16 protein-coding genes are annotated in these 18,075 nt (G+C 62.8%); 11 read left to right on the top strand and 5 right to left on the bottom strand.

From position 1 onward, the window contains the following. Positions 1–672: a response regulator transcription factor gene (locus ACO06F_RS06105; RefSeq protein WP_421695800.1), complete on the top strand. Its 672-nt coding sequence runs from the start codon at positions 1–3 to the stop codon at positions 670–672. Further along, positions 662–2,035, top strand: a complete 1,374-nt coding sequence (locus tag ACO06F_RS06100; RefSeq protein WP_421695799.1) for a sensor histidine kinase — start codon at positions 662–664, stop codon at positions 2,033–2,035. Before ACO06F_RS06105 ends, ACO06F_RS06100 begins: the two co-directional genes overlap by 11 nt. Before the next feature lie 211 nt (positions 2,036–2,246). Here ACO06F_RS06100 and ACO06F_RS06095 read toward each other — a convergent pair whose 3' ends face one another. Further along, on the bottom strand, positions 2,247–3,245 hold the full coding sequence (locus tag ACO06F_RS06095; RefSeq protein WP_421695798.1) for a GlxA family transcriptional regulator: 999 nt from the start codon (positions 3,243–3,245) through the stop codon (positions 2,247–2,249). 190 nt (positions 3,246–3,435) lie between these two features. On the opposite strand from ACO06F_RS06095, the gene ACO06F_RS06090 reads away from it, so the two are divergent. Together ACO06F_RS06090 and ACO06F_RS06085 are read left to right on the top strand one after the other, a co-directional pair. After that, positions 3,436–4,317, top strand: coding sequence for a methylenetetrahydrofolate reductase (locus ACO06F_RS06090; protein WP_421695797.1), 882 nt, complete (start codon positions 3,436–3,438; stop codon positions 4,315–4,317). Between the two features lie 130 nt (positions 4,318–4,447). Then, positions 4,448–4,735: a GIY-YIG nuclease family protein gene (locus tag ACO06F_RS06085; RefSeq protein WP_421696631.1), complete on the top strand. Its 288-nt coding sequence runs from the start codon at positions 4,448–4,450 to the stop codon at positions 4,733–4,735. Between the two features lie 61 nt (positions 4,736–4,796). Here ACO06F_RS06085 and ACO06F_RS06080 read toward each other — a convergent pair whose 3' ends face one another. The 4 genes from ACO06F_RS06080 to ACO06F_RS06065 are packed head-to-tail and all read right to left on the bottom strand — an operon-like array spanning position 4,797 to position 10,026. After that, positions 4,797–5,399 carry a sarcosine oxidase subunit gamma gene (locus tag ACO06F_RS06080; protein ID WP_421695796.1) on the bottom strand — a complete coding sequence of 201 codons (603 nt, stop codon included), beginning with the start codon at positions 5,397–5,399 and terminating at the stop codon, positions 4,797–4,799. Further along, positions 5,392–8,400 (bottom strand): sarcosine oxidase subunit alpha family protein, encoded by a 3,009-nt coding sequence (locus tag ACO06F_RS06075; protein WP_421695795.1) that lies wholly within the window; start codon positions 8,398–8,400, stop codon positions 5,392–5,394. Before ACO06F_RS06075 ends, ACO06F_RS06080 begins: the two co-directional genes overlap by 8 nt. Then, positions 8,397–8,762, bottom strand: a complete 366-nt coding sequence (locus ACO06F_RS06070) for a sarcosine oxidase subunit delta (protein ID WP_421695794.1) — start codon at positions 8,760–8,762, stop codon at positions 8,397–8,399. Before ACO06F_RS06070 ends, ACO06F_RS06075 begins: the two co-directional genes overlap by 4 nt. Positions 8,763–8,772: 10 nt before the next feature. Next, positions 8,773–10,026: a sarcosine oxidase subunit beta family protein gene (locus ACO06F_RS06065; protein ID WP_421695793.1), complete on the bottom strand. Its 1,254-nt coding sequence runs from the start codon at positions 10,024–10,026 to the stop codon at positions 8,773–8,775. 151 nt (positions 10,027–10,177) lie between these two features. On the opposite strand from ACO06F_RS06065, the gene ccmI reads away from it, so the two are divergent. The 7 genes from ccmI (at position 10,178) to ACO06F_RS06030 (ending at position 18,029) form a co-directional block, all read left to right on the top strand. After that, the gene (ccmI, locus tag ACO06F_RS06060) at positions 10,178–11,284 is read left to right on the top strand and encodes a c-type cytochrome biogenesis protein CcmI (protein ID WP_421695792.1); all 1,107 of its coding nucleotides are present in this window, start codon (positions 10,178–10,180) and stop codon (positions 11,282–11,284) included. Further along, on the top strand, positions 11,281–11,727 hold the full coding sequence (ccmE, locus tag ACO06F_RS06055; protein WP_421695791.1) for a cytochrome c maturation protein CcmE: 447 nt from the start codon (positions 11,281–11,283) through the stop codon (positions 11,725–11,727). Before ccmI ends, ccmE begins: the two co-directional genes overlap by 4 nt. Continuing rightward, entirely contained in the window at positions 11,724–13,703 is a 1,980-nt protein-coding gene (locus ACO06F_RS06050) for a heme lyase CcmF/NrfE family subunit (protein ID WP_421695790.1), read from the top strand. The genes ccmE and ACO06F_RS06050 overlap by 4 nt, the downstream gene beginning before the upstream one ends. Beyond that, positions 13,700–14,146 carry a cytochrome c-type biogenesis protein gene (locus ACO06F_RS06045; RefSeq protein ID WP_421695789.1) on the top strand — a complete coding sequence of 149 codons (447 nt, stop codon included), beginning with the start codon at positions 13,700–13,702 and terminating at the stop codon, positions 14,144–14,146. Before ACO06F_RS06050 ends, ACO06F_RS06045 begins: the two co-directional genes overlap by 4 nt. A 114-nt stretch (positions 14,147–14,260) precedes the next feature. Then, the gene (locus ACO06F_RS06040) at positions 14,261–15,769 is read left to right on the top strand and encodes a Do family serine endopeptidase (RefSeq protein ID WP_421695788.1); all 1,509 of its coding nucleotides are present in this window, start codon (positions 14,261–14,263) and stop codon (positions 15,767–15,769) included. Positions 15,770–15,972: 203 nt separating this feature from the next. Then, positions 15,973–16,647, top strand: coding sequence for a winged helix-turn-helix domain-containing protein (locus tag ACO06F_RS06035; RefSeq protein ID WP_421695787.1), 675 nt, complete (start codon positions 15,973–15,975; stop codon positions 16,645–16,647). Continuing rightward, a complete protein-coding gene (locus ACO06F_RS06030; RefSeq protein ID WP_421695786.1) occupies positions 16,644–18,029 on the top strand; it encodes an ATP-binding protein in 1,386 nt (461 codons plus the stop codon). Before ACO06F_RS06035 ends, ACO06F_RS06030 begins: the two co-directional genes overlap by 4 nt. Positions 18,030–18,075: the final 46 nt, after the last annotated feature.

Raw genomic sequence — 18,075 nt, 5'->3', positions numbered from 1 at the left:
ATGCGTCTGCTCGTGGTCGAGGATGACCCGGACATCAACCGCCAGCTCGTGTCTGCCCTGCAGGACGCGGGCTATGTGGTCGATGCCGCGAAGGATGGCGAGCAGGGGCATTTCCTGGGCGACACCGAACCCTATGACGCCGTCGTGCTGGACTTAGGGCTCCCCATTCTTGATGGCGTGAGCGTTCTCGAAAAATGGCGGCGCACCGGGCGCAAGATGCCGGTTCTCATCCTGACCGCGCGTGACCGGTGGAGCGACAAGGTGGCGGGATTCGATGCCGGCGCCGATGATTATGTGGCCAAGCCCTTCCATATGGAGGAGGTGCTGGCAAGATTGCGTGCGCTGCTGCGCCGGAGTGCGGGCCACGCGACAAGCGAGATCACTTGCGGGCCTGTGATGCTCGATACGAAGGGCGCGCGTGTGAGCGTCAACGGCAACAGCGTCAAGCTCACCTCGCTCGAGTTCCGGCTGCTGGCCTATCTGATGCACCACAAGGGCAAGGTGGTTTCGCGCACCGAGCTGGTCGAACATCTCTATGACCAGGACTTCGACCGCGACTCGAACACGGTTGAAGTCTTCGTCGGGCGGCTGCGCAAGAAGCTGGGCGTTGACGTGCTGCACACGATCCGCGGCATGGGATATTGCGTGTCCGAGCCGGACAATGCGGCCTAGATCGCTTTCGAGCCGGCTGATCCTGTCTTCGGCACTGGTCTCGATCGTGCTGCTGGCGGCGGCGGGCTTTTTGCTGGCGAGCATCTTCACCGCGGCACTCGAACGCAATTTCGATCAGCGCCTGCGCTCCGTGCTGGACGGGCTTCTGGCCAATCTCGATGTTTCCGCCGAAGGTGCGCCGCATCTCTCCAATGCTTTGGCCGACCCGCGTTTCGGATTGCCGCTGTCTGGCTGGTATTGGCAGGTGGTGCCGGTGGAGAAAGGCCCTGGCGCGCGCGATCTGGCTTCGGCCTCGCTCCTCGAACAGCGCCTCAGCATTCCCCAGGCACAGCGCGGGGCGGATGGCGTGGCCGCGTTCTTTTTGAAGGATGTGACGGGCGTTAATCTGCGGGCGATCGAACAGGTGTTCCGCCTGCCGGGGAGCCGCCGCGAATATTCCGTGCTGGTCGCCGGAAACTATGACGAGCTGAGCGGTGAGGTGAAGACCTTCAACCGCGCCCTGGTGGCGAGCCTCATGCTGCTGGGTATTGGCCTGCTGCTGGCGATCTTCGTTCAGGTGCGCTTCGGCTTGAGGCCTTTGCGCGCGCTGGAGGGCAATCTCATCGCCATCCGCAAGGGCGATGCCGAGCAGCTCAAAGGGGACTATCCGGCCGAGATCCGCCCGGTGGCGGAAGAGCTGAACCTGCTGATCCAGTCCAATGCCGAAATCGTGGAGCGGGCGCGAACGCAGGTGGGAAACCTGGCGCATGCGCTGAAGACGCCGTTGAGCGTTCTGACCAATGAGGCGGCAGGCCAGGACACCCCGCTTGCGGCCAAGGTGCGCGAACAGACCGGCACCATGCGGGACCAGGTGAGCCTTTACCTGGACCGTGCGCGCCGCGCCGCACGTGCCCATGGCCTGGGCGCGGTGACGGAGGTGAAGCCGGTTCTGGATGCGCTGGCGCGGACGCTGGAGCGGATCAACCGTGAAAAGGGTGTGAGCGTCTCCGTCTCCTGCCCTGAGAGCCTGAAATTTCGCGGTGAACGCCAGGACCTCGAAGAGATGGTGGGGAACCTGCTGGACAATGCCTGCAAATGGGCCGGTGCCCGCGTTACGGTGACGGCGAGGCCCGAGACAGGTGCTGCACCCGCGGGCCGCAGCTTCCTGCGGATCGAGGTGGATGATGATGGCCCCGGCCTTCCCCCGCAGCAGCGCGCCGATGCCTTGAAGCGCGGGCTCCGGCTGGATGAAACGAAACCAGGCTCCGGCCTTGGCCTCTCGATCGTGGCGGAAACGGCTGCGATGTACAGTGGCAACGTCACTCTGGAAAGCGCCGGCCTCGGCGGGTTGCGGGCCGCATTGCTGCTCCCATCCGCATCCTGACATCCACAGGCGAATTCAATCTATAATTGCATTTATTGCGATTTTCTGCCATTTGCTACACGCATAGGGCTATGAAAACGTTCTCTCTTCTACTTTAAGACGAGATGATTTATGCCTTGATTGCTGTTCGACAGACGTTGCGTTTGCCTATCGCCCCCCGGTCGCGAACGCTTCGTCAGAAGGGGCGGACCAGAAATGGCCCGCCCTTTTCTTACACTGTTTCAGCGTGGGCGGAAGCTTCAATGACCGGAATGCCGCGTTCGCGGTAGGGAGTGCGGCCATAAAAGGCACGATAGCACTTCGAGAAATGCGATGGCGAGGAGAAGCCGCAGGCCAGCGCCACATTGATGACGGACATATCCGTCTGCAGCAGCAGGGACCGCGCCTTCTTGAGACGAAGCTCCAGGTAATAGCGCTTGGGGCTGCGGTCCAGGTAACGGCGGAACAGCCGTTCCAGCTGCCGTGTGGAGAGGCCTGCCTGCTTCGCCAGGATCGAGGGCGAGAGGGGTTCTTCCAGATTCTGCTCCATCTCCTCGATGATGCCGACGAGCTTGGGGTGGCGGGCGCCGATCCGCGCCGGAAGCGACATGCGCTGGTGTTCGCTGTGGTGCCGGATGGGCGAATGCAGAATGCCCTCGGCAGCAGCGGACGCGAGCTCCGGCCCATGCTGGCTGGCGATCAGCGTGAGCATCATGTCCAGCGCCGTTGTGCCGCCGGCACTGGTGAAACGGTCCCGGTCGATCTCGAAGAGGCCGCCCGTCGCATCGATTTCCGGAAAGGCCTCGGTGAAGCCGGGGAGGTTTTCCCAGTGGATGGTGCAGCGGTAGCCATCCAGCAGCCCCGCTTCAGCCAAGATATGCGCGCCGGTGCAGACGGCACCGATGTTCACCCCCTTGCGGGCCACCTTGCGCAGCCAGGCGATGAGCCGTTTGTCCGTATGGCGCTGCACGTTGAGGCCGGCACAGATCAGGATCGTGGCGTTTTCTGGCACTGAGGAGAGATCGCCGTCGACCATGGCCAGAATGCCGTTCGAGGCCGCGACCGGCTGGCCGTCCACCGAATGCATCGTCCATTTATAAAGCGCCTTCTCGGACAGGCGGTTTGCGATGCGCAGGGGTTCAATGGCCGAGGTGACCGGCATCATGGTGAACTCCGGCACCACGATCACCGCGAGGTGCTGCGGCAGCTGCTTTGGGGGGTCGCCGAACATGGGGCGGGAACTCCTGTTTGAAGCCTTTTTGCGCAAGATTGTGGCCTTGTCTAGAAGCGTCATGCCGCAGGACGAAAACGACACAAGCGTTTTCCGGCGGTCGCATTCGTTATGGCGGGGTCGCAAACATCCGGGCGGGGCAGGAGATGCTGGCGCAATGTCCGGCCACCCAAACCGGAGCCCCTTGCCCATGAATGCCCCGCTCAGCCCCACCAGCCTGACCCCGAAGCAGGCCACGGCCGCCTTCCTTAAGGCAGCCTCCCTCGAGATTACCCCGAAGCAGATCGAAAAGCTGGCGGTGCTCAAGGAACAGCTTCAGCCCGGGACCCAGGTTTTCGTGGCGTTGATCGATGCGGCCGATCTTGCCGGTCAGATCGAGGCTGTGCGGCAGCTCAAGGCCGCGGGCTTCGATCCCGTGCCGCATGTGCCAGCCCGCTTCATCAGAGACGAGGCAGACCTTCGCGCCCGCATCAAGGCGCTGGCAGAGGCCGGGGCCACCACCATGCTGGTGCTGGGCGGCGGTGCCGCAGAGCCGATAGGCGCCTATGATGCCGCGATCCAGCTGCTCCAGACGGGCGTGTTCCAGGCCAATGGCGTGACGAAGATCGGCATCGCCGGCCACCCCGAGGGCAACCCCGACATCACCAAGACCAAGGGTGAGGCGGTGCTGCTCGATGCCTTGAAGGAAAAGCAGGCCTACCTGAAGGCCAATGGCCTCCAGGGCTTTATCGCCACGCAATTCCTGTTCGAGGCGGAGCCGGTTGCCGACTGGGCGAAGACGCTCCGCGCCGCAGGGATCGACCTTCCGATCCATGTGGGCGTGCCCGGCCCCGCAACCATCAAGACGCTGGTCAAATATGCAGCCATGTGCGGCGTGGGCAATTCCGCGCGCTTCATCCGCAAGCAGGCGCTGAACATCACCAAGCTGCTCAGCGTCAACACGCCGGATGATTTCGTGGCGGGGCTGGCAGAGCTCCACTACGCCCGCCCCGAACTGGGCATTGCCGCCCCGCATCTCTATCCGTTCGGGGGATTCGACAAGCTGTTCGGGTGGTTGGGGACGGTGAAGTAGGACGGTCTCGGCCGCGGAAAAGGATGCCCGGGTCAAGCCCGGGCATGGTGAGAGGAAAGAGAGTTAATAATTCTTATCTTTCACCTTGCCCGGGCTTGACCCGGGCATCTTCTTTATTGCCTCATGCGCTATGCCCAGCGGCTTTTTCTACATCATGACCAACCGTGCGCGTGGTGTGCTGTATGCCGGATCCACGACAGATTTGCCACGCAGAGCCTATGAGCACCGTATGGGATTGCTTGACGGTTTCACCAGCAGATTTGGCCTCACGATGCGCGTGCACTGCGAGGAATATGCGATGTTCATGGATGCTGTGCAGCGCGAGAAGACCGTTAAGCACTGGTCACGTGCTTGGAAGATCCCACTTGTGGAGAAGAACAATCCGGGGTGGATCGATCTCTATGACCAGCTGATGTGAGGTGAGAAAAAGGATGCCCGGGTCAAGCCCGGGCAAGGTGAATGTTGGTTGGGCGAATGCCCTAATCCCCCAAATCCTGCGCGCCGAACAACTTCACCTTGGCGCTCTCCCGCGCCGTGGCGCTGAGGAAGCTCCAGGTGTAGTGGGCGTAGGAGCGGAAGACGTAGATGTCGAACACCTCATCCTCCACGACATGCAGCAGGGCGGCAATTTCCGCGTAGCGCATCCGGCGGCAGCAGCCGGGTTTATATTCGGGGGCGAGCAGGTCCAGCGAGGTGCCCTTCATCAGGATCTCGCGGATGCCGTCTCCTTCAAGGCGGATCACGGCGCGCATGTCCGAGACATCGACGGCCAAGGAATGAATCCCGGCCAGCGCGGCCTTGAGATGGGCCAGCAGCTCATGCGCTTTCGTCCGTGTGCTGAGGATCAGCCACTGGTCGATCGAGAGCCAGAGGACCTTGATGTCGCCCCAGCTGACGGATGTGCGGGGGGCGATGGGAAGGGCCACGCCCAGCACGTCCTGCACGGCGGACATGAAGGCAGGATCCGTGGCCAGGCCGCGGAGATCGATCATGCCGCGGTCCGGGATTTCGCGGATGGAAATCGCCAGGTCCGGAGGCTGTGCAAGCCCGGCCAGCGGCGAAGCGTATGAGAGCTCAGACATTCAGCTTGGCCCCTTCCTTGTCATAGAAGACCGTATCGGTGATCGTGGCGCGGATGACCTTGCCGCCGGGAAGCGGGAAGGAGATGGAATCGCCCATCCGCGCGCGGCCATTCTCGATCAGCGCCATGGCGATGGAGCGGCCGAGCGTTGGGGATTTATAGGAGGAGGTGACCTGGCCGATCATCTCCATCGGCGGCTTATCTTTCACCTGGGCCACCGCATAAGCCCCATCGGGCAGCACGTCATTTGGATCCTCGGTGAGGAGGCCCACGAGCTGCTTGCGGTTCGGACCCTTGAGGAAGGACTGTTCCAGCGAGCGCTTGCCGATGAAATCCGCCTTCTTCTTGGAGACCAGCCCGTCGAGGCCAACATCGATGGGGGTCGTGGTGCCGTCGGTTTCATCGCCCACCACGATATAGCCCTTCTCGGCGCGGAGCACGTGAAGCGCTTCGGTGCCATAGGGCTCGAGGCCGAATTCCGCACCGGCCGCGATGATGGCGTTCCACAGGCCGAGCCCGTAATTGGCGGGCGTTGCGATTTCGTAGGAGAGTTCGCCCGAGAAGCTGATGCGGAACAGCCGCACGGGGTAAGGGCCAAGCTTGCCCTCGACAAAGGACATATGCGGCAACGCTGCATGCGAGATCTCGAAATCGGGATCGAGCGTCTGCAGCACGTCACGCGCGCGTGGACCCGCAATGGCGAATTGCGACCATTGCTCGGTGACGGGTGTGACGAAGACCTTGTAATGCGTCCACTCCGTCTGAAGCCATTCCTCCAGCCAGGCGGCGATGCGGTCCGCGCCGCCGGACGTCGTGTGCATGAGGAAGTGATCCTCGCCCAGGCGCACCGTGACGCCGTCATCCGACAGGAAGCCCAACTCATTCATCATCAGCCCGTAGCGGCACTTGCCCACTTTCAGGCTCGAGAACATGTTGGTGTACATGCGGTCAAGGAATTCAGCCGCGTCCGGCCCCTTGATCTCGATCTTGCCCAGCGTCGAGGCATCGAGCAGGCCGACCTTGTTCCGCACACTGAGGATTTCCCGGTCAATCGACGCGTGCTTGTCTTCGCCAGCACGGGGGTAAGTATAGGCGCGGCGCCATTGGCCCACGGGTTCCCACACGGCGCCATGGTCCAGATGCCACTGGTAGACGGCGGTGCGGCGGATGGGCAGGAACAGATCCTTGGTGAGATTGCCCGCAATCGCGCCGAAGGAGAAAGGCGTATAGGGCGGGCGGAAGGTGGTGATGCCGATCTCGGGGATCGACTTGCCCGTTGCTTCCGACAGAATGCCGAGGCCATTGAGGTTAGAGGTCTTGCCCTGGTCGGTTGCCATGCCGAAGGTGGTGTAGCGCTTCGTGTGCTCGACCGACTCATAGCCTTCGCGCTGGGCGAGTTCGAGATCGGCCGCCGTCACGTCATTCTGGAAATCGATGAAGTGCTTGTTGCCTTCATTGTATTTGCCCGTTGCGGGCGCAAACCAGATGGGCTCCAGCGCGCGCTCTTCCGCCTGCACGGCCGTTGGAACGGGGTGCAGATTGCCGTGGCCTGACAGGCGGGAGCCCGCGCCATAAGCCTCCTCGAGAATCTGCGGGAGCGCGAAGTGGCCGTTGGCGGCGCCGATGGCTGTGATCTTGTCATGATGGCGGTCAGGGCGGAAAGACTGCAGCGTGTCATCAAAGCGGATCTTGCCGCCATTGTGGCACCAGAGATGGAGCGCCGGATTCCAGCCGCCGGACATGGCGACGAAATCGCAGGCGACCTTGGTTTCCTTGATGACCCGGCCCTGACCCTTGCGATAGGACGCGACTTTGACATCCGTGATGCCAAGCCCGCCCCAGCTGGTGTTGACTGCAGAGATGACGGAGCCCGCATCGACGGGAATGCCCATCTCACGCGCCTTGTTGGGAAGTGCGCCTTCGGCCCGCGCGCGCGAGTCCACGACGCGAACGCCCACACCTGCATCCTTCAGCACGATGGCGGTCTGATAGGCATCGTCATTGTTGGTGAAGACGACACCCGAGGAACCGGGCGCCACGCCATAACGCTCCACCATGCCACGCGCGGCGGAGGCGAGCATCACGCCGGGGCGGTCATTATTGGCGAAGGCGATCGGCCGCTCGAGCGCGCCCGTGGCGAGGATCACCTGATGTGCCCGCACCTTCCACAGGCGGTGGCGCGGAACGCCTTGAGAGAGGAGTGCCGGATCATGATCCGCCACGCGCTCGAACAGCATGAGGAAATTATGGTGCCAGTGGCCGACGACCGTGGTGCGGTTGAGGACATGCACATTCCCGGCAGCAGCGAGTGCAGCTGCCTTCGAGTCTGCCCACTTTGTGAGGGACTGGCCATCAATGGTGCCGCCCGAAATATCCGCGAGCCCGCCAAAGCGCGGGTTCTCATCCGCGAGGATGACCTTGGCGCCAGAGGCCGCAGCCGCTTCGGCCGCGGCGAGGCCTGCCACACCGCCACCGATCACCAGTACATCGCAATGGACATGGATCTGCTCGTAACGGTCGGGATCGCGGCCTTCTGGCGCCTTGCCGAGGCCTGCCGCACGGCGGATGAACGGCTCATAGACATGCTTCCAGAAGGAGGCAGGCCACATCAGCGTCTTGTAATAGAAGCCGCCCGGAATGAAGCGCGAGAAGGTGTTGTTGATGGCGCCCACATCGAAGTTGAGCGAGGGCCAGCGGTTTTGCGAGACAGCAGAGAGGCCGTTGAAGATCTCAACCTGGGTGGCCCTCAGGTTCGGCTCATGCCTTGCCCCTTCGCCCACACCCAGTAGCGCGTTCATTTCCTCGGAGCCCAGGCCCACCACGCCGCGGGGCCGGTGATATTTGAAGCTGCGCCCGAAGACGCGCTGGCCGGACGCCAGAACGGCGGAGGCGACGGTGTCGCCCGCGAAACCGCTGAGCGTCTTGCCGTCAAACGAAAAGCTGACCTTCTTCGTGCGGTCCACGAGGTGGCCGCCGGTGCTGAGACGATATGGCTTGCTCATGCCTCAGTCCCTTCCGGGTTCTGGCGTTTCAGGCGTTCGGCGAAATAATCAGCCCACTGACCGGTTGCCTGGGCAATGACGTCAGCCGGCGGCAGTTCGGTGATGCCGTAGAAGGCCTTGAATTCGAGCGTCACCGTGTCCCGCGCGGCGTGGAACCATTTGCCGCAGCCGCGGTCACAGCGCCAGCGCTCAAAATGGAGGCCCTTTGGATTATAGCGGATGAACAGATAGTCGCGCTGTTCCGCATCCGTCACATGGGCCGGATCATAGGTTGCCGGGCGGCGCACATGGGCCTGGCCCGCAGCGTGGAAATCCGTTTCGTCACCTTCAGCACCGCAGACGGGACATTTGACGACAAGCATCGTTTCTCTCCTAGTGGGCGACCGCGGCTGCGACGGATTCGTCGATCAGGCGGCCTTCCTGGAAGCGGTTCAAACCGAAGGGCTCGGCAATGGGGTGCGGCCGGTCATTGGCGATGGTATCGGCAAAGACCCAGCCCGATCCCGGAATGGCCTTGAAGCCGCCGGTGCCCCAGCCGCAATTGACGAACAGTCCGTCAACCGGCGTCTTGGAAATGATCGGCGAGCGGTCACCCGTCATGTCCACGATGCCGCCCCACAGCCTGAGCATGCGGAGCCTGGAGATGATGGGGAAGGTCTCGACCAGCGCAGAGACCGTGTGTTCGAGCGCCGGGAAAGAGCCGCGCTGCGAGTAATTATTGTAAGGGTCCGTGCCGCCGCCGATGACGAGCTCGCCCTTGTCCGACTGGCTCATGTAGCCATGCACCGTGTTGGCCATGACCACGCAGTCGATCACCGGCTTGATCGGCTCAGAGACCAGCGCCTGCAGGCACTGGCTCTCGATCGGCATCCTTACGCCCGCCATGTCCATGATGGTGGAGACATGGCCCGCGGTGACGACGCCGATCTTCTTGGTACGGATCACGCCGCGCGTCGTCTCGAGGCCCGTCACCTTGCCGCCGTCCCGCAGGATGCCGGTCACTTCGCAATTCTGGATGATGTCAACGCCAAGCGAGTCGGCGCCACGGGCATAACCCCAGGCAACCGCATCATGCCGGCCGGTGCCGCCGCGCGGCTGGTAATAGGCGCCGAGGATGGGGTAGCGGCAGTTCGGATCGTCATTGATGATGGGGACGATTTCCTTCACTTCCGCCGGCGTCACCATGCGGCAATCGAGGCCTGCGAGGCGGTTGGCGTGCGCGGTACGCTGGAAGGCGCGGAACTCATGCTGCGTCTGGCACAGCATCAAGACGCCGCGCGGGCTGAACATGACGTTGTAGTTCAGCTCCTGCGCCAGGTCCTCATAGAGCGAGCGCGCAAGCTCATAAATGGCGATGGACGGGTCCTGGAGGTAATTCGAACGGATGATGGTGGTATTGCGCCCGGTGTTGCCGCCGCCGAGCCAGCCCTTTTCCACAACCGCGATATTGGTCATCTTGTGGTTCTTGGCCAGGTAATAGGCGGTTGCCAGCCCATGACCGCCCGCGCCGACGATGACTGCGTCATATTCCTGCTTCGGATTGGGAGAACGCCAGGCGCGTTCCCAATCCTTGTGGTAGTTCATGGCGTTTCGCGCGAGCGAAAAAATGGAATAGCGCGGCTTCATGGTGGTGAATTCCTTGCAACTGGGGCTATCTAACAAATGGCCACTCAGGCCACCAAGGATTTTCCGACACCCCGGCGCCACCATGCGACAATGCGACCGGGAATTGGCAGGGCAGGATGAATTGCACTAATACCCCTCACGGGAATATCTCATGACTACCATGATTTGGATCGTTTTTGCCGCAATGACCGCGGCCGTGATCGCAGCACTGCTGTGGCCCGTGGTGCGCGGCAAGGGGGCCCCGACCGAGGCCGAGCGCGATGCCTATGACCGCGCTGTGTTCCGCGACCAGCTGGTCGAACTGGACCGTGACGTGGAGCGCGGCACGATTGGCCAGGCCGATGCAGAGGCGGCGCGGAACGAGATTTCGCGGCGGCTGATCGCCGCATCGCAGAACCCGTCCCGCAGCAAGGGGACTGAGGCACTGCCGTGGATTGCCATTCTGGGCGCGCTGATCATCCCCGCCGTGGCGCTGCCGCTTTACATTGACGCCGGAAGCCCGATGCTCGCCGACGTGCCGCTGGCGGAGCGCATGGCGGATGCCGAGAAGAACAATGATTTTGATGCGCTGATTGCCAAGGTGGAACGCCACCTGGCCGAAACGCCCGACGATCTCCAGGGCTGGCAGATCCTGGCGCCGGCCTATCGCCGCGCCATGCGCTGGGATGACGCGGCCGAAGCTTCCCGCAATATCCTGCGGCTATCTGCCCCTACCGCTCAGAACATCTCGGACTACGGGGAGGCGCTGGTGATGGCGAGCCAGGGCATGGTTCCGGCGGAGGCGCACACGCTGTTCAAGCAGGCCCTCGTTCTGGACCCAAAAATGCCCAAAGCCCGGTTTTACGATGCACTCGCCCTGAAGCAGGAGGGCAAGCTAGCGGAGGCGAAGGCTGCCTTTGAGGCCTTCCTTAAGGACACGCCAGCTGACGCACCCTGGCGGCAGATGCTTCTGGCGGAAATGCAGGACCAGGCGGCGAAGCCCCCGGCACTGGATCAAAAAACGGTTCAGGACGCCGCCAGCATGAGTGCCGGAGACCAGCAGGCGATGATCCGCTCCATGGTCGATGGGCTGGAGGAGAAGCTCAAAGCCAACCCGGACAATCTCGATGGCTGGCTGCGGCTGATCCGCGCGCGCGCCGTGCTGGGGGACACCAGCCAGGCCAAGGCAGCGTATGACAAGGCGCTGGCGCAATATAGCGGCAATGAAGATGCGCTGGCCCAGATTGCCAGCCTCGCCAGGGAAATGAAGATCGAATGACACGGAAGCAGAAGCGCCTTTCCCTGATATTGGGCGGCCTCACCGTACTGGGGCTTGCCGCCGGACTGGTGCTCTATGCCTTGTCCGACACCATCACTTTCTTCCACACGCCAAGCGATCTGGCCGACACCCATGTGCAGCCCGGCCAGCGCATCCGGCTGGGCGGCATGGTGGAGCAGGGAAGCGTGAAGAAGGGCCCAGGCACCGTGACCAGCTTTGGCGTCACCGACACAATCAAGGCCGTGACCGTGACTTATGACGGCATTCTGCCGGACCTGTTCCGCGAGGGCCAGGGCGTGGTGACGGAAGGCAAGCTGCAGCCGGACGGCAGCTTCGTGGCGGACACTGTGCTCGCCAAGCATGACGAGAACTATATGCCGCGCGAATTGGCGAACAGCCTGAAGGAAAAGGGCGTGAAGCTTGGCAAGGGAGCAGGGCAATGATAGCAGAAATCGGACATTTCGCGCTGATCCTTGCGCTTGGCGTGGCGCTTTACCAATTTGTGGTGCCGCTGTGGGGCGCACAGCGTGGCGACGTGGCGGCGATGCGCGCCGGAATTTCTGCAGCGGTGCTGCAGCTCATCCTGATTGCCATTGCATTTGCAGCACTGACCCACGCCTATGTCGTCTCCGACTTCTCGGTTCAGAATGTGATCGAGAATTCGCATTCGGCCAAACCCATGCTCTACAAGATCAGCGGCGTATGGGGAAACCACGAAGGCTCCATGCTGCTCTGGGTGCTGATCCTGGCGCTTTATGGCGCGGCTGTCGCCGTATTCGGCCAGAACTTGCCGCTTGAGCTTCGCGCCCGCGTGTTGGCCATTCAGGGCTCCGTGGGCCTGGCCTTCCTTCTGTTCATCGTGCTCACGTCCAATCCCTTCACCCGCGTGTTTCCGCCGCCGGTTGAAGGAAACGGCCTGAACCCCATCCTGCAGGACCCGGCTTTGGCCTTCCACCCGCCCTTCCTCTACGCGGGCTATGTGGGCCTTTCGATTGCCTTTGCCTTCGCCGTGGCGGCCCTGATCGAAGGCCGTGTCGATGCCGCCTGGGCGCGCTGGGTGAGGCCGTGGACGCTGGTGGCGTGGATGTTCCTGACCGTAGGCATCGCCATGGGATCCTGGTGGTCCTATTACGAGCTTGGCTGGGGCGGCTACTGGTTCTGGGACCCCGTCGAAAATGCCAGCCTGATGCCATGGCTGGTGGCAACGGCCCTCATCCACTCGGCAATCGTGGTCGAGAAGCGCAATGCGCTGAAGATCTGGACGGTGCTGCTCTCGATCCTTGCCTTCTCGCTGTCGCTGATGGGCACCTTCCTGGTGCGCTCGGGCGTTCTCACATCGGTTCATGCCTTCGCGGTCGATCCCGCGCGCGGCTCCTTCATCCTGGGAATTCTCTGCGTGTTCATCGGCGGTGCGCTCACGCTCTTTGCCTGGCGCGCGCCTGCACTGAAGGCGGGAGGCCTCTTTGCGCCTGTGAGCCGCGAAGGAAGCCTCGTTCTCAACAATCTGCTGCTGTGCGTCGCCTGCCTCGCTGTGTTCGTCGGCACGCTCTATCCGCTGGCGCTCGAAACCTGGAATGGCGACAAGATTTCAGTAGGCCCGCCCTATTTCGACCTGACCTTCGGGCCCATCATCCTGCCCTTGCTGCTGATCGTTCCGGTAGGCCCCTTCCTTGCGTGGAAGCGGGGCGATGTGGGGCTGGCGCTGAAGCGGCTGTGGATCGCGCTGGCGCTGGCCGTGCTCGTGGGCCTCATCGTGCTGGCGCTGAAGCTGCATGGGCCGTGGCTTGCACCCGTGGGCATGGCGGTGGCGGCCTGGCTGTTCTTTGGCGCCATCACCGATGTGGCGGCCAAGGTCGGGCTGGGCAAGGTGCCACTGGCGACAAGCTGGCACCGCCTTGCGGGCCTTCCGCGCTCTGCCATTGGTACCGCGGTCGCCCATGGCGGCCTTGGTATTCTGGTGGCCGGCGTTATCGCCATTTCGCTCTGGCGCATCGAGGTGATCGTGGCGCTGAAGCCGGGTGAATCAACGCCCGTCGGCGCCTATACCGTAACCTTCCTCGGCGAGGCGCCGCTGACGGGCCCCAATTACACGGGCCGCGTGGGCACCTTCCGCGTCATGGAGGGGGAGCGTGAGATCACCACGCTTCGTTCCGAGAAGCGCAACTTCAAGCCGTCCGGCATGCCCACGACGGAAGTGGGCCTCTATCAGACGGTGCTGGGCGATGTTTACGTGGTAATGGGCGACCAGACGACAGGCGGCGCGCGGGCCATGCGGATGTATTACAATCCTTTCGTCAATTTCATCTGGGCAGGAGCGGTGATCATGTTCTTGGGCGGCTTCCTGTCCATCTCCGACCGGCGCTACCGCGTGGGTGCGCCCAAGCGGGCGGTTCAACCCCGCACGGTGGCGGCTGAATGAGGAAACTCCTGGCCATAGTGGTGTTTCTCGCAGCGCTTTCACCGGCCATGGCGCTGACCCCGGACGAGCAGCTGAAGGACCCTGCACTCGAACAGCGGGCACGCGCAATTTCCGCGCAGCTGCGCTGCCTCGTCTGTCAGAACCAGTCGATTGATGATTCGGAGGCGCCGCTGGCCAAGGATCTGCGCACGTTGGTGCGGGAGCAATTGAGCAAGGGCCAAAGTGACGCCCAGATCATGGACTATGTCGTCGAGCGCTACGGCCAGTTCGTGCTGCTGAAGCCGCAATTCACGTCCGAGACGATTCTGCTCTGGGGCACGCCTTTCGCTGCCCTTCTGATTGCGGGTGCTGTGCTGATTCTCCGCCGCAGGCGGGCGGAAGTGGTGCCGGAAGCACCACTTACGGAGGCTGAGAAGCGGGCTCTTCAACAGGCCATGGAATAACCCGCAGTCTGCCGCAAGACTTACCGAAGTTTCATCTGCCGGACAGGTATCCGTAAGGCGCGGGAACCTAGCTTGTGACCATCGAGAACAATAACAATCGATGGAGACCAGCAAATGTCCTCAGCTACGAACCGCAAGACGCTTGGTGCTTTCGCCGCCGGCCTGATGGCCGCCACTGCGATGGTGACCGCCGCGTCGGTTCTTCCCTCCACCCCCGCCACGGCGCAGAACCAGCTGCAGGCCGCTGCCATCGACCCGTCCAAGGGTTTCGCGGATCTCGTCGACCGGGTGATGCCCGCCGTCGTCAGCGTGCAGGTGAAGTATGCCAATGTGGCCGCGGCCGAAGCCGATGACCAGGGCGGCAGCCAGAAGCAGCTTCCCAATGGCATGGAAGATTTCTTCAAACAGTTCCCGCAGTTCCGCAACATGCCCGGCATGAATGGCCAGGGCCAGGGTGACAACAACGAAGACCAGCATCCGCGTGGCGGCATGGCGATGGGCTCTGGCTTCATCATCTCGGCCGACGGCTATGCGGTGACCAACAACCACGTCGTCAAGGATGCGGATGAAGTCTCCGTCACCATGAAGGACGGCACCGAATACAAGGCAACCGTGATCGGCACCGATCCCAAGACCGATCTGGCCCTCATCAAGATCAAGGCTGACGACAAGAAGTTCGATCACGTGTCCTTCACCAAGGAAGAGCCGCGCGTCGGTGACTGGGTGATGGCGGTCGGTAACCCCTTCGGCCTCGGCGGCACGGTCACGACCGGCATCGTCTCGGCACTTGGCCGTGACATCGGCTCCGGCCCCTATGACAACTTCATGCAGATCGACGCCGCCATCAACCGTGGCAACTCCGGCGGACCCGCCTTCAACCTCGAAGGCGAAGTCGTGGGCATCAACACCGCGATCTTCTCTCCCTCGGGTGGTTCCGTCGGCATTGGCTTCGCCATTCCGGCCTCGACCGCTGAAAACGTGATCGAGAGCCTGAAGGAAAACGGCAAGGTGACGCGCGGCTGGCTCGGTGTGCAGATCCAGCCGGTGACCGAGGACATCGCCGAGAGCCTGGGCCTCAAGGAAGCCAAGGGCGCCATCGTCGCCAACGTCACCGAGGACTCGCCTGCACTCGCCGCCGGCATCAAGCAGGGTGACACCATCCTGAAGCTGGACGGTAAGGAGATCTCCGACTCGCGCGATCTGTCGCGCAAGGTGGCTGGTATCAAGCCGGGCGATACCGTTCCCATGAGCGTCGTACGCGATGGCAAGACGGTGGTTCTCGACGTGAAGATCGGCACCATGCCCGATGACCCGAAGATGGCCTCCGGTGATGCCGGCAAAGATGACGGCGAGAAGAGCGTTTCGCTTGCCGCTCTCGGCCTCAAGGTTGCGCCCGCCCAGGACGGCGCCGGCGTGACGGTCCTCGAAGTGGCCCCGGACAGTGCAGCCGCCGAGCGCGGGCTGAAGGCCGGTGACACCATCCTCGAAGTGGCTGGCACCGAGGTCCATACGCCGTCGGATGTCCGCACTGCGCTGAAGGGCAATGACAAGAAGCGCGTGCTGCTGCTGGTCAAGACCGACGACGGCCAGCGCTTTGTTGCCCTGCCGACCGCCAAGGGCTGACCTTAGAAAGGTCTGCTGACACAGAAAAGGGCACGCGGACAAAGCCCCCACCCCCCGCTCCGCGTCTCGCGTGCCTTTGCGCGGAGGAGACAAGGTCCTCCCCCGGACCGCCTCCTCCGCGCCCCCCTTTTCATTGGAGATGGAACATGCAAGTTAGTGAGCACGATTCCCACGTTTGGACAGCCACGCCCGCCCGCCATCCCATGCGCATCCTAGTGATTGAAGACGATCGAGAAGCGGCGAGCTGGCTTGTGAAAGGCCTGGCCGAGGCTGGCCACGTGGCCGACCATGCCGCCGATGGCGAAGAAGGCTTGGGGCTGGCACTCGAAGCCAAGCATGACGTCCTGATCGTCGACCGCATGCTGCCGAAGATCGATGGCCTCACCATCATCCGCAAGCTGCGCGAACACAATATCCAGACGCCGGTGCTGATCCTCTCCGCCCTGGGCGACGTCGATGAGCGGGTGAAGGGCTTGCGTGCCGGAGGTGACGATTACCTCGGCAAGCCCTATGCCTTCGCGGAGCTGATCGCGCGCGTCGAGAACCTCGGCCACCGTGCGAAGGAAGCGCCCCTCGCCACCCGGCTGAAGGCCGCAGACCTCGAGATTGACCTTCTGACCCGCACCGTGACCCGCGCCGGCAAGCCCATTCTGCTGCAGCCGCGGGAGTTCAAATTGCTCGAGTATCTCGTGCGCAACGCTGGCCATATCGTGACCCGCACCATGCTGCTCGAGAATGTCTGGGACTATCACTTCGACCCGCAAACCAATGTGATCGACGTGCACATTTCGCGGTTGCGCGGCAAGATCGACAAGGGCCATGAAGAGCCCATCCTGCAGACCGTGCGCGGTGCGGGCTACATGATCCGCGACAAGTGACGGGGCGCATAAAGCTTCTCCGCACGTCCACCTTCCGCCTCGCGGCGCTGTATCTCATCCTGTTTGCCGTCTCCGTTTCGGCACTGCTTGGCTATGTCTACTGGAACACCGCCGTTCTGCTGGAGCGGCAGACGGACGAGACGATTCGCGCCGAGGTTCAGGCGCTGGCCGATCAATACAGCCAGCGCGGACTGAACGGCATCATCGATACGATCCGCCGCCGCAGCGATGATGACAGCGGAGCGGTCTATCTCCTCGCCGCACCCTCAGGGCTTCGCATTGCGGGCAACATGACGGACTTGCCTGCCATTCCGCGGGGCGAGGCCAATTGGATCGAATTCCCCATCGATGTGCAGAATGGCGCGGCGCGCGAAAATCACATCGCACGCGCTTTCTATACGACTCTGGCCGGGGGATTTGAACTTGTTGTCGGACGCGATGTGGAAGCACTTCGCCAGTTCGCCAACATCATCCGCCAGACGATTTTCTATGCACTCGCCATTGCTCTGGTGCTGGGCCTGGGCGGCGGTTTGCTGATGAGCCGGAACTTCCTCCGCCGCGTCGATGCCATTACTGAGGCGAGCCGCACCATCATGGCCGGCAACATGGCAGGGCGCATGCCCGTCAAGGGCTCAGGCGATGAGCTTGACCGCCTCGCCCTGGCGCTGAATGAAATGCTCGACCAGATCGAAAGCCTGATGGCGGCGATGAAGGAAGTCTCTTCCAACGTCGCACATGATCTGAAAACACCTCTGACCCGCATCAAGGCAAGGGTGGAGGCCGCACTCCGCTCCGGCGGAGAGGCGGACTACCGCTCTGCATTGGAAAACACGGTGGATGAGTCTGACCGTCTGCTCGATACCTTCAACGCGCTTCTCTCCATCGCCCGCGCCGAAGCAGGCCAAGCACGCAGTGGCCTTGTGGCAATAGATGCCAGCCAGATCATTGCCGATGTCGTCGAGCTCTACGAGCCGATGGCCGAGGAGGAGGGCGGCACGCTGACCTGCACCGCCCCTGAGGGATTGATGGTCACCGGAGACCGCCAGCTTCTCGCACAGGCAATGACGAATCTACTGGACAACGCCCTCAAATATGGCGCCCCCGAAGGAGAGAAACCCGACATCACCATCACGGGCGCCATCGACGGCGACAAGGTGGTGATCACCGTTGCCGATCACGGCCAGGGCATTCCGGAGGAAGACCGCAGCCGCGTCACCGAGCGCTTCGTGCGCCTTGATGCGAGCCGAACGAAGCCGGGAAACGGCCTGGGACTAAGCCTCGTCTCCGGCGTCATGAAGCTCCACAAGGGCACGCTGCTGCTGGAAGACAATGCACCTGGGCTCAAGGCCAGCCTGGTGCTGCCGGTCTGGCGGGAGGACTAGCTGCCGGGCGTTGGGGCTTTGCCATCATGTGTTTTCCATGCTGTTT

It is taken from the genome of Aestuariivirga sp. (genome assembly GCF_965227715.1).
GTDB lineage: Bacteria > Pseudomonadota > Alphaproteobacteria > Rhizobiales > Aestuariivirgaceae > Aestuariivirga.
Note: the sequence above shows the minus strand (reverse complement) of the source record. Positions and strands in the feature narration are given on the sequence as shown.

Coding starts and splice junctions, on each gene's coding strand:
- ACO06F_RS06105 (WP_421695800.1), top strand. CDS start 1: ATGCGTCTGCTCGTGGTCGAGGATGACCCGGACATCAACCGCCAGCTC.
- ACO06F_RS06100 (WP_421695799.1), top strand. CDS start 662: ATGCGGCCTAGATCGCTTTCGAGCCGGCTGATCCTGTCTTCGGCACTG.
- ACO06F_RS06095 (WP_421695798.1), bottom strand. CDS start 3,245: ATGTTCGGCGACCCCCCAAAGCAGCTGCCGCAGCACCTCGCGGTGATC.
- ACO06F_RS06090 (WP_421695797.1), top strand. CDS start 3,436: ATGAATGCCCCGCTCAGCCCCACCAGCCTGACCCCGAAGCAGGCCACG.
- ACO06F_RS06085 (WP_421696631.1), top strand. CDS start 4,448: ATGCCCAGCGGCTTTTTCTACATCATGACCAACCGTGCGCGTGGTGTG.
- ACO06F_RS06080 (WP_421695796.1), bottom strand. CDS start 5,399: ATGTCTGAGCTCTCATACGCTTCGCCGCTGGCCGGGCTTGCACAGCCT.
- ACO06F_RS06075 (WP_421695795.1), bottom strand. CDS start 8,400: ATGAGCAAGCCATATCGTCTCAGCACCGGCGGCCACCTCGTGGACCGC.
- ACO06F_RS06070 (WP_421695794.1), bottom strand. CDS start 8,762: ATGCTTGTCGTCAAATGTCCCGTCTGCGGTGCTGAAGGTGACGAAACG.
- ACO06F_RS06065 (WP_421695793.1), bottom strand. CDS start 10,026: ATGAAGCCGCGCTATTCCATTTTTTCGCTCGCGCGAAACGCCATGAAC.
- ccmI (WP_421695792.1), top strand. CDS start 10,178: ATGACTACCATGATTTGGATCGTTTTTGCCGCAATGACCGCGGCCGTG.
- ccmE (WP_421695791.1), top strand. CDS start 11,281: ATGACACGGAAGCAGAAGCGCCTTTCCCTGATATTGGGCGGCCTCACC.
- ACO06F_RS06050 (WP_421695790.1), top strand. CDS start 11,724: ATGATAGCAGAAATCGGACATTTCGCGCTGATCCTTGCGCTTGGCGTG.
- ACO06F_RS06045 (WP_421695789.1), top strand. CDS start 13,700: ATGAGGAAACTCCTGGCCATAGTGGTGTTTCTCGCAGCGCTTTCACCG.
- ACO06F_RS06040 (WP_421695788.1), top strand. CDS start 14,261: ATGTCCTCAGCTACGAACCGCAAGACGCTTGGTGCTTTCGCCGCCGGC.
- ACO06F_RS06035 (WP_421695787.1), top strand. CDS start 15,973: ATGCGCATCCTAGTGATTGAAGACGATCGAGAAGCGGCGAGCTGGCTT.